Raw genomic sequence first — 14,582 nt, 5'->3', positions numbered from 1 at the left:
CGAGGTCACCATGAAACAACACTCACTGAGCCTGTGGCTCGGTGGGGTGTTGTTCGGCCTGTTAACCTCCGCCGCGCAGGCGGAGCCGTGGACGCTCGAACACACCCTGACCGAAGCCCAGCGCTACTCGGCAGAACTCTCCGCCAGCCGTAACGAAGCGCAGGCGCTGGATGCGATGGCGGATTCCGCCACGCAATTACCTGATCCAAAACTGAAATTCGGTATTGAAAACGTGCCGGTACAGGGCAGCAACGATCGGCGGCTTACGCGCGAAGGGATGACCATGCAGAAGGTTGGCATCATGCAAAGCTACGTCAGCTCAGAGAAACGGGAACGTAAAGCACAGACTTTTCAGGCGCAGGCGCGAAGCGTGCTGGCAAAATCCGAGGCCGTACGTGCCGCGCTTCAGCGTGATACCGCCCAGGCCTGGCTGGATCTGGCGCTGGCACAGCAGGCGCTGAAAACGGCCAGAACGCTGGTCCGTGAAACGGAACGCCAGCGGGGCGTGCAGAAGGCGAGCGTCGGGGCGGGAGGCGCAACGCCGGACAGCGTACTGGCCCTGCAAATGATCCTCAGCGCCATGCGCGACAAAGAGACGCTGGCGCAGCGGGATGTGCAGCTGGCGCAAAGCCGTCTGCTGGAGCTAACAGGGCACGCTATTACGGCGGTTCGCGGTCCGCTGCCGCGCTATCAGCGCCTTCCTGCCGATGAAAAAACGTTGCAGGAGGGGATTGCCAGACACCCGGAAGTGGAGGCCGCGCGACGTGAAGCAGAGACCGCGAAAGCGCGTTCAGCGCAATCTGCCGTGGCAGCGCTACCCGATGTGGATGTGGAGGTCTATTACGCCCACCGCGCCGAAGGCTATGACGATATGGCTGGCGTGATGTTCAGCGTGGATCTGCCTTTGTTCCAGTCAAAACGTCAGGACAAGGATTACGCCGCCGATGTTTCCCGCTCAATGCAGGCGGTGGATCAACTGACGCTGCTCAAACGCGAACACATTGCCCAGGTGCAAACGCTGGTGGCGCAGTATCAGGCTGCGCAAACGGTGTGGCAGCGTCAGCGGGACGAGGTACTACCGTTGCAGCGACAACGGCTGGCGGTGCTGACGGCGCAATATCGTTCTGGACAGTCGGCGCTTCCGGCCCTGCTGGAGGCGCGTCGTGGCGTACTGGATACGGAACTGGCGGTGAACCAGGCGGAGCGCGAAATGGCGCGAACCTGGGCTGCCGTGAACTGGCTGATCCCGCAGGAGCTGGCGCAATGAAAAAAACAACGTTAATGGCGATTGCCATCGCGATAGCTGCCGTTGGCGGCTATTTTGTCGGACAGAAGCAGACGCATCAGCCGGATGCGGCTTCACAACCCTCAGAACGCAAGGTGCTTTACTGGTACGACCCCATGGTGCCCGGTCAGCGCTTCGATAAGCCGGGTAAATCCCCCTTTATGGATATGGATCTGGTCCCACGCTACGCCGATGAAGCGCAGGCGGCGTCAGGCGTGGCCATCAGCACTCAACAGCAGCAAAACCTGGGGATGAAAACCGCCAACGTTGAGATGCGCCAGCTGGTTTCGCCGTTCTCGGCCTTTGCCACGGTTGCAACGGATGAACGTAACGTCTCGGTGTTGTCAGCCCCGGCCAATGGCGTGGTGTCAAAATTGTTTGTTAATGCGCCGCAGCAGCAGGTAAAAGCCGGAGAGGCGCTGGCGCAACTGTGGATCCCGCAGTGGACCGCCGCCCAGCAGGAGTATCTCGCGGTTCGTCAGCTTGGCGATGCCGCATTGACCCGCGCCGCACGCGAGCGGCTGGCGTTGCAGTTTATGCCAGAAGAGGTCATTCGTTTGCTGGAGCGTAGCGGTAAGCCGCAGACCACGCTCATTCTGCGCACCGACCGGGCGGGCTATGTGGTGAAGCTGGACGTGCGGGAAGGGGCGCAAATCACCGCAACGGCGCCGCTGTTTGAGATCGCCAGCCTCGATCCGGTCTGGCTGGTGGTCGACTACCCGCAAACGCAGGCGCAGTCTCTGGCGGTGGGCAGCAAGGTGGTAGCAACCTCAGAAAGCTGGCCGGGGGAGCAGTTCCACGGCACGGTCAGCGAATTGCTGCCGCAGATGGAGGCGGCCACGCGAACCCTGAAAGCCCGTATCGTGCTGGAAAATTCCGCACATAAGCTGAAGCCGGGCATGTACCTCTCCGTCAGGCGTGCGCAAGAGCTGAAAGGCCCGCCGGTGCTGGCGGTGCCGGAAGAAGCGGTGATTAACAGCGGAGAGTCTGCGCGTCTGCTGCTGGCTACCGGGGACGGTTATTTCCAGCCTGTGACGGTGAAAACCGGCCTGACGGCGCAGGGCTGGACGGCGATCCTGTCCGGGGTCAAAGAGGGCGATAAGGTGGTGACGTCCGGGCAATTCCTGATTGATTCCGAAGCCAGCCTGCGTAGCGTGATGCCGGAGGTGACGCCATGATTGCCGCTGTGATTCGCGCCTCGTTGCGTAACCGCCTGCTGGTGATCCTGGCCGCGCTGATGATGGCCAGCTGGGGCTGGTGGGCGGTGCAGCGCGCGCCGCTGGACGCGTTGCCCGATCTGTCTGATGTGCAGGTCATTATCAAAGCGAGTTACCCCGGGAAAGCGCCGCAGGTGATTGAAGATCAGGTGACCTGGCCGCTGACAACCTCCATGTTGTCTGTGCCGGGCGCCAAAACCGTGCGCGGTTTTTCAATGTTTGGTGACGCTTATGTGTATGTGCTGTTTGAGGATGGCACCGATCTCTACTGGGCGCGATCCCGGGTGCTGGAATATTTAAGCCAGGTACAGGCGCAGTTTCCGCCGGGCGTGAAGGTGTCGCTGGGGCCGGATGCGACGGGCGTGGGCTGGATCTACGAATATGCGCTGATCGACCGTAGTGGAAAACACAGCCTGGCAGATCTGCGGGCCCTTCAGGACTGGACGCTTAAGTTCGAGCTTAAGACGGTACCGAATGTATCTGAAGTGGCAAGCATTGGCGGAATGGTGCGTCAGTATCAGATCGTGGCGGACCCGGCGAAAATGCGCGCGCTGAATATTACCCACAGCCAGCTATCCGGCGCGGTGCAGGCCGCCAATAAAGAGAGCGGCGGCGCCCTGCTGGAGATGGGCGAAGCGGAGTATATGGTGCGGACAACGGGCTATTTGCGCTCGCTGGAGGATTTTCGCAATGTGGTGATCGCCACCCGCGATGGCGTACCTGTCCTGCTGAAAGATGTCGCCACCATTGGCATTGGCCCGGAGATCCGCCGGGGCGTGGCGGAGCTTAACGGTGAAGGGGAGGTTGCTGGCGGCGTAATCGTGATGCGCTACGGGCAGAACGCGCTGGAAACCCTTCGCGCGGTAAAAGCGAAACTGAGCGAGCTGCAAAAAACGCTGCCGCAGGGCGTCGAGATTGTTCCGGTCTACGATCGCTCCACGCTGATTGAGGAGTCGGTCAAAACGCTGACGCACAAGCTGCTCGAAGAGTTTGCCGTGGTGGTACTGGTGTGCGCGCTGTTCCTGTTCCACCTGCGTTCCGCGCTGGTGGCGATGGTTTCTCTGCCGCTGGGGATCCTCGGGGCTTTTGTGGTGATGCACTATCAGGGCATTAACGCGAATATGATGTCGCTCGGCGGGATCGCCATTGCCATCGGAGCGATGGTGGATGCGGCAATTGTCATGATTGAAAACATGCACAAGGTGCTGGAGCAGTGGCGGCATGATAATCCGGGCAAGGAGCCTGCGTCGGGAGAGTACTGGCGTCTGGCGGAAAAGGCGGCGGTTGAAGTGGGACCGGCGCTGTTTTGCAGCCTGTTAATCATCACGCTGTCATTTATACCGGTATTTTCGCTGGAAGCGCAGGAGGGGCGAATGTTCTCGCCGCTGGCGTTCACCAAAACCTGGTCGATGGCCGTGGCCGCCGGGCTTGGGATCACTCTGGTGCCGGTGCTAATGGGCTTCTTTATTCGCGGGAAAATCCCGGATGAGAAGGCAAACCCGATAAACCGCTTCCTGATCCGCCTGTATGAGCCGCTGCTTGATAAGGTACTGACCTTCCCGAAAACGACGCTGGCACTGGCATGTCTGCTGCTGATCGCCACGCTCTGGCCGCTGAGCCGCCTGGGCAGTGAGTTTATGCCGCCGCTGGATGAAGGGGATTTACTCTATATGCCCTCCACGCTGCCGGGGATCTCTGCTCGCGAGGCATCGCGGCTGCTTCAGCAGACGGACCGCTTGATCAAAAGCGTACCGGAGGTGGCGAGCGTGTTTGGCAAAGCTGGTCGGGCGGAGTCGGCAACCGATCCCGCGCCATTAACCATGCTGGAAACAACTATCCACTTTAAGCCCCGCGAGCAGTGGCGGCCTGGAATGACGCCGCAAAAGCTGGTGGAGGAGCTCGATAAAACCGTGTCGCTGCCGGGCATTGCCAATGTGTGGGTGCCCCCTGTCCGTAACCGTCTGGACATGCTGGCAACCGGGATCAAAAGCCCGGTCGGCATTAAGGTGAACGGCAATAATATTGCCGACATTGAGCGCGTGGCCCGGCAGATTGAGCAGGTGGTGAAGGACGTTCCTGGCGTCTCCTCGGCGCTGGCGGAGCGACTGGAGGGCGGGCGCTACGTGGATATTCGTATCGACCGGCAAAAAGCCGCGCGCTACGGCGTTTCCGTCGATGAACTGCAAAGCCTGGTCTCCACGCTGGTCGGGGGCGATAACATTGGTGAGGTGATCCAGGGACGCGAGCGGTACCCCATCAACCTGCGTTATCCCCGCGATTTGCGTGATAACGTCGACACGTTGCGGGTGTTGCCGGTAGTAACCGCCAGCGGTAGCCAGGTGGCGCTGGGGGAACTGGCCGATATCGTCGTGACGGAAGGCCCACCGATGCTAAAAAGTGAAAACGCGCGCCTTTCCAGCTGGATCTACGTGGACTTACGCGGGCGCGATCTGAAGTCCGCCGTAGATGAAATGCAAAAACGGGTGGAGGAGAAGGTGGTATTGCCGCAGGGCGTATCTCTCTCCTGGTCCGGGCAGTTTGAATATCTGGAACGGGCGACCGCGACGCTTAAAATAGTCTTACCTGTCACGCTGATGATTATATTCATCCTTTTATGGTTAACCTTCAGGCGGATATCAAATGTCCTGATAATAATGGGGACATTGCCTTTCGCGCTTATTGGTGGGGTGTGGTTATTATGGCTGCTTGAATATAATTTGTCTGTGGCGGGGGCCGTTGGCTTTATCGCCCTTTCCGGGGTGGCAGCAGAATTCGGCGTAATTATGGTTCTATATTTGAATCATGCGCTTGATAAATATCACAGGCTTGAGCCAGAAGGGGGAAATACGGTGCTATTGCGGGCGATCCACGAAGGTGCCGTGCTGCGCGTGCGTCCGAAGGTGATGACGGTCGCCACGATTATGGCGGGCCTGCTGCCCATCATGTGGGGCAATGGGAGTGGCTCGGAGGTGATGCAACGTATTGCTGCACCGATGATTGGTGGCATGGTTACTGCACCGTTATTGTCGATGTTAGTTATTCCCGCACTCTACAAATTGTTACATCAACGTTAAAAATGTCAACTGCATGTGCTTATTCAGGCATGCAGTTTATGTATCCTCAGACTATTCTCAGGAACGGGATGGTAATTAGGAATAACACCCATGCTGTTAAGCGTTCATTCAAGTATTCTGTGCTAAGGTCTGCACCGAATACTAAATATGGTAATGGCATTGTGATTGTACGAATTAAATTCCCCCTGATTTTATTGTTTATTATTGCGCAGTTATCATTTGCGTCTGCTGTTAATGCACAGAGCAATACAGCGGATAAAAGCTGGTTCACCACCTTCACGGATAACGTTGCGCAAACATGGAACGAACCTGAACATTACGATCTCTATATTCCGGCCATTACGTGGCATGCACGTTTTGCCTACGATAAAGAAAAAACAGACCGTTATAACGAGCGTCCGTGGGGGGCTGGTTTTGGTCAGTCTCGCTGGGATGAAAAAGGTAACTGGCATGGCCTGTACCTGATGGCGTTTAAGGACTCCTACAATAAATGGGAGCCTATTGGTGGCTACGGCTGGGAAAAAACCTGGCGTCCGTTATCAGACGACAACTTCCGTCTGGGGCTGGGCTATACGGCAGGGTTCACAGCGCGTGATAACTGGAAATACATTCCTGTTCCGGTACTGTTGCCGCTTGCCTCCATCGGCTATGGTCCGGCAACGTTTCAGATGACCTACATACCGGGTACGTATAACAACGGTAACGTTTACTTTGCCTGGATGCGGTTTCAGTTTTAACTGAATTTGTCTGGTAAATCGGCCAAAAAACGCACAGGCATTGAAATGTAAAGGATAAAAATCGGACAGCGAAAATTAACGCGACTTTTGTCACTTTTTATCAAAGATCCGCTGGACAAAACGCCTCACAATTGTTGTACTGATACCCGACACAGCATTTGTGTCGTTTTTTAATGTAAAGGTAATTTTGATGTCTAAGATTAAAGGTAACGTTAAGTGGTTTAATGAGTCCAAAGGATTCGGTTTCATTACTCCTGAAGATGGCAGCAAAGACGTGTTCGTACACTTCTCTGCAATCCAGTCTAATGGTTTCAAAACTCTGGCTGAAGGTCAGCGCGTAGAGTTCGAAATCACTAACGGTGCCAAAGGCCCTTCTGCTGCTAACGTAATCGCTCTGTAATTCAGACGCGTCAGCAAGAATTTCAAAACCCGCTCAATGAGCGGGTTTTTTTCGTTATGAATCAACCAAAAAGATAGATCTTCAGAAAGCTGGCGACGATCGCGACGCTTAGCAATACCATACCCACGCCTGACAGATTCTCTCTCATGCTATCACCCTCGTTCAATATTGAGCCAAGAATGACAGACAAAAATTAAGCCAACATTAAGGTTGTCGCGCTTAATGTCCGCTGGCGGAGGAAAATAACCAGAATGCGATCGCAGTCATCGCAAACGAGCCAAGCATGTTAACAGCAATGTTCGTCAGCGCCCAGCCCATCCGGCCTTCCTGAAACAGAAACACCACCTCCGCAGAGAAGGTAGAAAACGTCGTTAAACCGCCGCAGAAACCGGTCGTAATCAGTACCTTCCACATAGGGTCGATGTTGGTCATGCGATTAAACCACGCCAGCCCCATCCCGATAATAAATGCCCCGATCAGGTTTGCCGCCAGTGTCCCCATCGGAATGGCCTGATGCAGCGGGTTAAACCGCATGCTTAAGAGCCAGCGCGCAACGCTACCCGTGCCCCCACCAATAAAAACGGCTATAAGTAGTTGTAACACTGTCAATACCTGCTATTTGCTGTGTAAGTGCGTCGAGTGTAACGCTGTTTTTAACCGGGAGACAATTATGTATGTTGCAGTAGGGCAGTTTGCGGTGACGCCGGACTGGAATGAAAACGCGGACAAGTGCATCTCCCTGATGAACCAGGCGAAGCAAAAAGGGGCGGCGCTGCTGGTGCTTCCTGAAGCGTTACTGGCGCGCGATGATGGCGATCCGGACCTGTCGGTAAAGTCTGCGCAAATGCTGGAAGGGGCGTTTCTGAAACGACTGCTGGCCGAAAGCGTCGGTAACGCGCTCACCACCATTTTGACTATCCATGTTCCCTCCACGCCGGGGCGGGCGGTGAACACGCTGGTGGCGATACGTGAAGGCGCTATTGTCGCAAGCTACGCCAAACTTCATCTGTATGATGCGTTCAGCGTCCAGGAGTCGCGACTGGTCGATCCGGGGAGTGTAATTCCGCCGCTGATTGAGGTGGAGGGTTTTAAGGTTGGCCTGATGACCTGCTACGATATCCGTTTTCCGGAGCTGGCGCTGAACCTGGCACTACAGGGGGCCGAGGTGCTGGTTCTGCCCGCCGCGTGGGTCAGAGGACCGCTTAAGGAGCATCACTGGGTAACGCTACTGGCCGCACGCGCGCTGGACACCACCTGCTATGTAGTGGCTGCGGGTGAATGTGGCAATAAAAATATTGGACAGAGCAGGGTTGTCGATCCGCTGGGAGTGACCGTAGCCGCGGCGGCGGAAGCGCCTGCTTTACTGCTGACGGAGATAACGTCAGCACGAATAACGCTTGCGCGTCAGCAATTACCTGTTCTGCGCAACCGCAGGTTTGCGCCACCGCAATTAATATGATGTTTTTTTCAACAATGCTTGATTCACCTTGTTACAGATTGCTATTGTGTGCGCGCGCCTGATGACCGTTAATACGTTCAGGTTTCTTTGGCGCTGAATGCAGCCTGTTTCATGTAAAGAAGGTATTTATGGGTGAGATTAGTATTACCAAACTGCTGGTGGTTGCCGCACTGGTCGTCCTGCTGTTCGGTACCAAGAAGTTACGCACGCTGGGTGGAGACCTGGGTGCTGCCATTAAAGGCTTTAAGAAAGCAATGAACGATGACGACGCGGCAGCGAAGAAAAGTGCCGAAGATGACATCGCAGCACAGAAGCTTTCACACAAAGAGTAATGGCAATGCTGCAAGGCTTGCATAAAAAAACCGGCTCACGAGGCCGGTTTTTTGTTTTACTGTAAATAAGTTTTACAGCTTTATTTCACTTCTTCGCCCTTCGCCTGCATATCGGCGTGATAAGAGGAGCGAACAAACGGACCGCACGCAGCGTGGGTAAAGCCCATCGCCATCGCTTCGGCTTTCATTTCATCGAACTCATCCGGACTCACGTAACGCTGTACAGGCAGGTGGTGACGGCTTGGCTGTAGGTACTGGCCCAGCGTCAGCATGGTGACGCCGTGGCGGCGCAGATCGCGCATCACTTCAATGATCTCAGCGTTGGTTTCACCCAGTCCCACCATCAGGCCAGACTTGGTAGGAATATGCGGATGGGCTTCTTTAAAGCGCTCCAGCAGCTTCAGCGACCAGTTGTAATCTGCACCTGGACGCACCTGACGGTAGATACGCGGTACGTTCTCCAGGTTGTGGTTGAACACGTCTGGTGGCGTCGCGGTCAGGATATCGAGCGCGCGGTCCATACGGCCACGGAAGTCCGGCACCAGCGTCTCAATCTTAATGTTCGGGCTTTTTTCGCGGATGGCGGTAATGCAGTCAGCGAAATGCTGAGCACCGCCATCGCGCAGATCGTCACGGTCAACGGAGGTGATAACAACATAACGCAGCGCCATATCGGCAATGGTCTGCGCCAGTTTTTGCGGTTCGTTAGCGTCAGGCGCAACAGGACGGCCATGAGCAACGTCACAGAACGGACAGCGGCGGGTGCAGATGGCACCCAGAATCATAAACGTCGCGGTACCGTGATTGAAACATTCAGCAAGGTTAGGGCAGGAGGCCTCTTCACAGACAGAGTGGAGGCCATTTTTGCGCATCGCCGCTTTGATCCCCTGAATACGCGAAGAATCAGCCGGAAGTTTAATTTTCATCCATTCCGGTTTTCTTAACAGCGCCTCGCGCTCTGTAGCCACGTTTTTAACCGGGATAAGGGCCATTTTATCGGCATCGCGGTATTTAACACCGCGTTCCATCACAATGGGTTTACTCATAGCGTGCGTGTTCCAGTTGCGAATATCGAAGGAAAGCGTTTCAATTCAAGGGAATGTTGTAATTATCAACTATTTTTGAACGAACGACAGGCAGTATATCATTTAAAGGGGCGGTAAAGCAGCCTGCCAGGTCGCCAATTTGTAAAATAGTTGTTGTTTTGTGCCTTTTGCCCCGCATGCGGCAGGGCCTTACGCTGAAAGGCGGATCAAAAAGTCTGGCGGATCACATTGATGACGTTTTCCAGCACCGGATCGCGCAGGCTTAACTTGTTGTAATGCAGTGAGATTTCAATAGATTCCGTCGTAAGTTGACTTAATGGAATGCTCTCCAGTGGCCAGCACTTTTGAAGCAAAGTGAAGAGACGCACAGGCATGATACAGAGCAAGTCGCTGCTGCCAATCAGGGCCGCGAGGGTAAACATATTGTAACTGCTAAAGCTGATCGGACGGTCCGGGAAGAGTTCGTCAATACGTTGTCGCAGCGGATCCTGACCCTGTCCTTCGGACATAAATGTCGCATGTTCGTAATGGCGCAAATTTTCTGGCGTCAAAGGTGCGCTCAACGCAGGGTGAGCCTGACGACAAACGAGCGCCAGAGTGTCGGTATAAAGTACGTTATGCCCTAACGCTCTGGCCGTAAAGCTATTGCCGTCGATGATCAGGTCCGTCTGGAATTGCGCCAGCTGTGTTTCCGGATCGGTGACGGGCACGTTGCGAATAAGCAACTGTGGCGCATGCTGTTTCACCGCCTGATAGATGGCCGGCATGACCAGAACGCCCACTGAGGGAGAGGTGCCTATGGTGATAGTTCGTTGCTTATCATAACTGCCGGTGAGATCCAGCGCGCCCAGTATTGATTCCAGACCCTGGCTGATGTACTCGTGCAGATGGGTGGCGTACGCGGTTGGGGTTACGCCCTGGCCTTTACGAATAAATAACGGATCGGGAAATATCGCGCGCAATTTTTGAATTGACTGGCTAATAGCAGAGGGCGTGAGATTAAGAATTTTCGCAGCATTAACGATACCTTTATGGACATATACCGCCTCAAAAATAGTCAATAAATTGAGATCAATATTACGTAAAGTCCGAAAAATTTGCGGCTTATCTTCGCCGCTGGTTTCATTCAGGCGTTTGGCTGGTAAATTAGTAGGCTCCACGCTCTTACTCCGTATCCATTCACAATATGAATGATAGTTGAATTTATTTATTATGCTTGCAGAGATTCGTAAAGTGTTTAGTAAGTTTCCATTATTTATCGAAAACAAGCAGTTGGGTGATTGTCACGCACGTTACACGAAACCCGGCGATGGTTCTATTAAGGTTCTAATTAATATGTGACGCTAATATATGGGCGACTCGAAAATATAGAATATGCGGTTTATTGTAAAGCGTAAATGCGGTAATTAAGCAGTGGCTGGTCAAATAACTGAGCCACTGCCCAAGGTAAGTTAAGCAGCAATATATTCGTAGGTGGGATTGTTAAGCAGTGCTAAAAAGTTCTTCAGAAGCACGGGCCGGATATTGTCAGGCGTGGCGGTATCGACCCACTGGCGCATTTGCGTCATTTCCATACCGGCATACCCACATGGGTTGATGCGCTGGAAGGGGGCCAAATCCATATTGATATTCAGCGCCAGCCCGTGGAACGAGCAGCCTTTTCGGATACGCAGCCCCAGCGAACAGATCTTCATCTCTCCCACATAAACGCCCGGGGCATCGGCGCGAGGGTGAGCGTCAATATCGTACTCAGCCAGCGTATTCACCACGGTTTGCTCCAGTAAGGTCACGAGCTCACGCACGCCCAGCTTTCTGCGTTTCAGGTTAAGCAGAACATACATCACCTGCTGGCCCGGGCCGTGGTAGGTCACCTGTCCACCGCGATCGCTCTGGATCACCGGGATATCGCCCGTCATCAATAAATGTTCGGCTTTTCCTGCCTGGCCTTGAGTGAACACCGGCAGGTGTTCAACCAGCCAGATTTCATCAGGCGTGGTGTCATCGCGCCTGTCGGTAAAGTCATGCATAGCCTGAGAGACAGGCTCGTAAGGCTGTAGCCCAAGATGGCGGACAAGAATTTTATCCTGGTACAAAAGGATGTCTCCGAAGACAAGGGAGAATAGGTAACGGGGAGTATATCACAGCGGGGAAGTGGGTTACCCGGCAAACCGGGTAACCGCAGAAGGACTACAGCACCATACGAACAATTTCAATATTGCCGAGCTCTTCGTACAGCGTCTCAACCTGCTCAATGTGTGTCGCAGTGATGGTGATTGAGACCGAGTGGTAGTTACCTTTGCTGCTCGGTTTGACTGATGGAGAGTAGTCGCCCGGCGCATGGCGCTGTACCACTTCAACCACCTGATCAACCAGCTCAGGTTTCGCCAGACCCATTACTTTGTAAGTAAAAGGGGTAGGGAATTCAAGCAGTTCGTTAAGTTTGGTTTTCATGTCAGCTCCGGCGTGTGTATAAAAAATAATAACTCCCGCCACGGGGCGGGAGTTTTACTGATACGTAGTATATGGGGATCAAAATCACACTTTCAAGTGTTCAATTTTTAACCAAACCAGTGATGGAACATCAGCTTAATGTAATCAATGATTTTGCCGAAGAAATTGCCTTCAGGAATTTCCTCCAGCACCACCAGCGGGCGCTGATCGATGGTTTTGCCATCCAGCTGGAAGTTGATGGTACCCACGACCTGATTCTTTTGCAGCGGGGCGTGCAGCTCGGTGGTATTCAGCACGTAGCTGGCTTTCAGATCTTTCATACGACCGCGTGGGATCGTCAGATAGAGATCTTTGTCCACACCCAGGGAAGCACGGTCGTTATCGCCAAACCAGACAGGTTCAGAGGCAAATTCTTTACCGGCTTTCAGCGGATTCACGGTTTCGAAGAAGCGGAAGCCCCAGGTCAGCAGTTTTTTACTTTCCGTTTCGCGTCCTTTAAACGTGCGGCCTCCCATCACGGCAGAGATCAGACGCATCTGGCCTTCAGTGGCGGAGGCCACCAGGTTATAGCCGGCTTTGTCGGTGTGACCAGTTTTGATGCCGTCGACGTTCAGGCTATTGTCCCACAGCAGGCCGTTACGGTTGGTCTGACGAATGCCGTTGAAGGTGAACTCTTTCTCTTTGTAGATAGAGTACTCGTTTGGCACATCGCGGATCAGCGCCTGACCGATCAGCGCCATGTCACGCGCGGAGCTGTACTGACCTTCGGCGTCCAGGCCGTGAACGGTCTGGAAGTGGCTGTTTTTCAGGCCCAGCGCAGAGACGTAGCTGTTCATCAGGCCCACAAACGCGTCCTGGCTGCCCGCTGCAAAATCGGCCATTGCCACGCAGGCGTCGTTACCGGACTGCAAGTTGATGCCACGGATAAGCTGAGAGACCGGAACCTGCATGCCTGGCTTCAGGAACATCAGCGATGAACCTTTGAACACCGGGTTGCCGGTTGCCCACGCATCGTTACCGATAGTCACCAGATCGGTTTCTTTAAATTTACCCGCTTTCATGGCCTGGCCGATAACATAGCTGGTCATCATTTTGGTCAGGCTGGCCGGGTCGCGGCGGGCATCGGCGTTCTGTTCTGCCAGAACTTTGCCGGAGTTGTAATCAATCAGGATGTAGGATTCCGCGTCGATCTGCGGAACGCCAGGGATCATGGTCTTGATGTTCAGGTCATCCGCGTGAGCTGCGGAGAACGCAGCAGCGCAAAGGGCCGTGGTCAGCGCCATGCGCTGCACAAAACGAGCAGAAAAAGTGGTCTTCATGGTCAGAACTACGACATCCGTGATGGAATTAAAAAAAGTGCCTTACTATAGCAAATGCTATACGGGCAGGCATCCGACTTTCATCATGAGAGTGTTAACGTGGTTTACACAAACTGACATTTCGGATACCACCGATTAATTACTTCGCAACAGCGATAAACGACTGGAGCTGCGCCTCGCTCTGCAAACGCTGTTGCAGGGACGCTGCCTGCGATTTGCTGGCAAACGGACCCATCTGGATCCGCCATACCGCACCGTTTTGCTCAACGCGGCCTGGCACGCCAAACTGCTGGCTTAAACGCTGCTGATACTGCTCTGCACGGGCCCGATCGCTGACGGCGCCAACCTGAACCACGTAGCTGCCGCTCGCCGTCGCAGGCGCCGCAGTCTGCGTAGCAGCCGGTGCGGTCGCCGGGGCGGGTTGTGTAGCGGGTGCAGCAACAACGGGCGCAGGCGCTGGGGCAGGTTCATTTGATTCAATCACGCCCGGCGCTAACGTGGTGGGTGCACCAAGGAAACCACTGCTTTTCACCGGGGCGCCTGTCGCATCTTCACTTTGTAGCGTATCGTTGCTGATGGCGTGCACTTCACCCTGCGGCTGCGCGGGCTCTGCTGGCATTGAAGCGCCCCCCATACCACCGCTTAGATCCGGGCGCGCGGGCAGGGCGTAGGTCTGTTTCGCGACCGTGGTACAGGCCGTGCCCGGGCCAGACAGCGAACCATCCTGCGCCACGATAATCGGGTCGATACGCACTTTTGTATTATTTGAGGTATTCAGACGGTCGGCTGCCGCGCGTGACAGGGAGATCACGCGATCGTTGCCGTAAGGGCCACGATCGTTGATACGTACCACGATCATCCGGCCATTCGCCAGGTTAGTGATGCGCGCATAGCTTGGAATAGGCAGTGTCGGGTGTGCCGCCGTGATCTGCATCGGATCGAAGGTTTCACCTGACGCGGTCAGATTGCTGCCTGGCTCAGCGTCATAGATGGCAGCAAAGCCGGCCTGGCTGAAACGGGAAGGATCCTGAACGATTTTATAGCTTTTACCGTCGCGCTGATAATCCTGATTCACGCTGGCGTTCAGCGGTTCATAAACGGGATCGGCACCGCTAATTTCAACAATCGGGCCATTACAGACCGCAGGCTGCGGCGGCGCGACGGTTGCCTGTTGCTGACCATCATCACTTGTACAGGCGGCAAGTAAACTTGCTGCGATGCAGATCCCCAGCCACTGCTTACGCATTGCGATCCCCTTATTT

Annotated in this window: 14 protein-coding genes; 7 read left to right on the top strand and 7 right to left on the bottom strand. The window is 54.7% G+C overall.

Annotated elements, in window-relative coordinates:
• The first annotated feature begins 10 nt into the window (after positions 1–10).
• The 5 genes from AC4OVS_RS16215 (at position 11) to cspE (ending at position 6,713) form a co-directional block, all read left to right on the top strand.
• Positions 11–1,267, top strand: coding sequence for a TolC family protein (locus AC4OVS_RS16215; RefSeq protein ID WP_063201392.1), 1,257 nt, complete (start codon positions 11–13; stop codon positions 1,265–1,267).
• The gene (locus AC4OVS_RS16210) at positions 1,264–2,463 is read left to right on the top strand and encodes an efflux RND transporter periplasmic adaptor subunit (RefSeq protein WP_045308967.1); all 1,200 of its coding nucleotides are present in this window, start codon (positions 1,264–1,266) and stop codon (positions 2,461–2,463) included. The genes AC4OVS_RS16215 and AC4OVS_RS16210 overlap by 4 nt, the downstream gene beginning before the upstream one ends.
• On the top strand, positions 2,460–5,576 hold the full coding sequence (locus AC4OVS_RS16205) for an efflux RND transporter permease subunit (RefSeq protein ID WP_491922566.1): 3,117 nt from the start codon (positions 2,460–2,462) through the stop codon (positions 5,574–5,576). The genes AC4OVS_RS16210 and AC4OVS_RS16205 overlap by 4 nt, the downstream gene beginning before the upstream one ends.
• Positions 5,577–5,737: 161 nt before the next feature.
• Positions 5,738–6,313 (top strand): lipid IV(A) palmitoyltransferase PagP, encoded by a 576-nt coding sequence (pagP, locus tag AC4OVS_RS16200; protein ID WP_032621658.1) that lies wholly within the window; start codon positions 5,738–5,740, stop codon positions 6,311–6,313.
• Positions 6,314–6,503: 190 nt separating this feature from the next.
• Entirely contained in the window at positions 6,504–6,713 is a 210-nt protein-coding gene (gene cspE / locus AC4OVS_RS16195) for a transcription antiterminator/RNA stability regulator CspE (RefSeq protein ID WP_002439184.1), read from the top strand.
• A 219-nt stretch (positions 6,714–6,932) separates the two neighbouring features.
• Here the strand turns inward: cspE and crcB are convergent, their stop codons facing one another.
• A complete protein-coding gene (crcB, locus tag AC4OVS_RS16190; RefSeq protein WP_017382474.1) occupies positions 6,933–7,316 on the bottom strand; it encodes a fluoride efflux transporter CrcB in 384 nt (127 codons plus the stop codon).
• A 67-nt stretch (positions 7,317–7,383) separates the two neighbouring features.
• Here crcB and AC4OVS_RS16185 point away from each other — a divergent pair, with 67 nt between their 5' ends.
• Together AC4OVS_RS16185 and tatE are read left to right on the top strand one after the other, a co-directional pair.
• Positions 7,384–8,172, top strand: coding sequence for a deaminated glutathione amidase (locus AC4OVS_RS16185; RefSeq protein ID WP_022647423.1), 789 nt, complete (start codon positions 7,384–7,386; stop codon positions 8,170–8,172).
• A 128-nt stretch (positions 8,173–8,300) separates the two neighbouring features.
• Complete coding sequence (gene tatE / locus AC4OVS_RS16180; protein ID WP_022647424.1) at positions 8,301–8,504, top strand: twin-arginine translocase subunit TatE; 204 nt, start codon at positions 8,301–8,303, stop codon at positions 8,502–8,504.
• 80 nt (positions 8,505–8,584) lie between these two features.
• Here tatE and lipA read toward each other — a convergent pair whose 3' ends face one another.
• The 6 genes from lipA to rlpA form a co-directional block, all read right to left on the bottom strand.
• On the bottom strand, positions 8,585–9,550 hold the full coding sequence (lipA, locus tag AC4OVS_RS16175) for a lipoyl synthase (RefSeq protein ID WP_006809637.1): 966 nt from the start codon (positions 9,548–9,550) through the stop codon (positions 8,585–8,587).
• A gap of 206 nt (positions 9,551–9,756) precedes the next feature.
• Positions 9,757–10,710, bottom strand: coding sequence for a YbeF family transcriptional regulator (locus AC4OVS_RS16170; RefSeq protein ID WP_022647425.1), 954 nt, complete (start codon positions 10,708–10,710; stop codon positions 9,757–9,759).
• A gap of 291 nt (positions 10,711–11,001) precedes the next feature.
• The gene (gene lipB / locus AC4OVS_RS16165; RefSeq protein ID WP_023299587.1) at positions 11,002–11,643 is read right to left on the bottom strand and encodes a lipoyl(octanoyl) transferase LipB; all 642 of its coding nucleotides are present in this window, start codon (positions 11,641–11,643) and stop codon (positions 11,002–11,004) included.
• 94 nt (positions 11,644–11,737) lie between these two features.
• Entirely contained in the window at positions 11,738–12,001 is a 264-nt protein-coding gene (gene ybeD, locus AC4OVS_RS16160; RefSeq protein ID WP_003858718.1) for a DUF493 family protein YbeD, read from the bottom strand.
• Positions 12,002–12,108: 107 nt separating this feature from the next.
• Entirely contained in the window at positions 12,109–13,320 is a 1,212-nt protein-coding gene (dacA, locus tag AC4OVS_RS16155; RefSeq protein ID WP_003858714.1) for a D-alanyl-D-alanine carboxypeptidase DacA, read from the bottom strand.
• Positions 13,321–13,459: 139 nt separating this feature from the next.
• Positions 13,460–14,566, bottom strand: a complete 1,107-nt coding sequence (gene rlpA / locus AC4OVS_RS16150) for an endolytic peptidoglycan transglycosylase RlpA (RefSeq protein ID WP_038415682.1) — start codon at positions 14,564–14,566, stop codon at positions 13,460–13,462.
• Between the last annotated feature and the right edge of the window lie 16 nt (positions 14,567–14,582).

The organism is Enterobacter sp. 4974935, assembly GCF_058661735.1.
The sequence above is the reverse complement of the archived record's forward strand: the minus strand, read 5'-3'. Positions and strand labels throughout refer to the sequence as shown.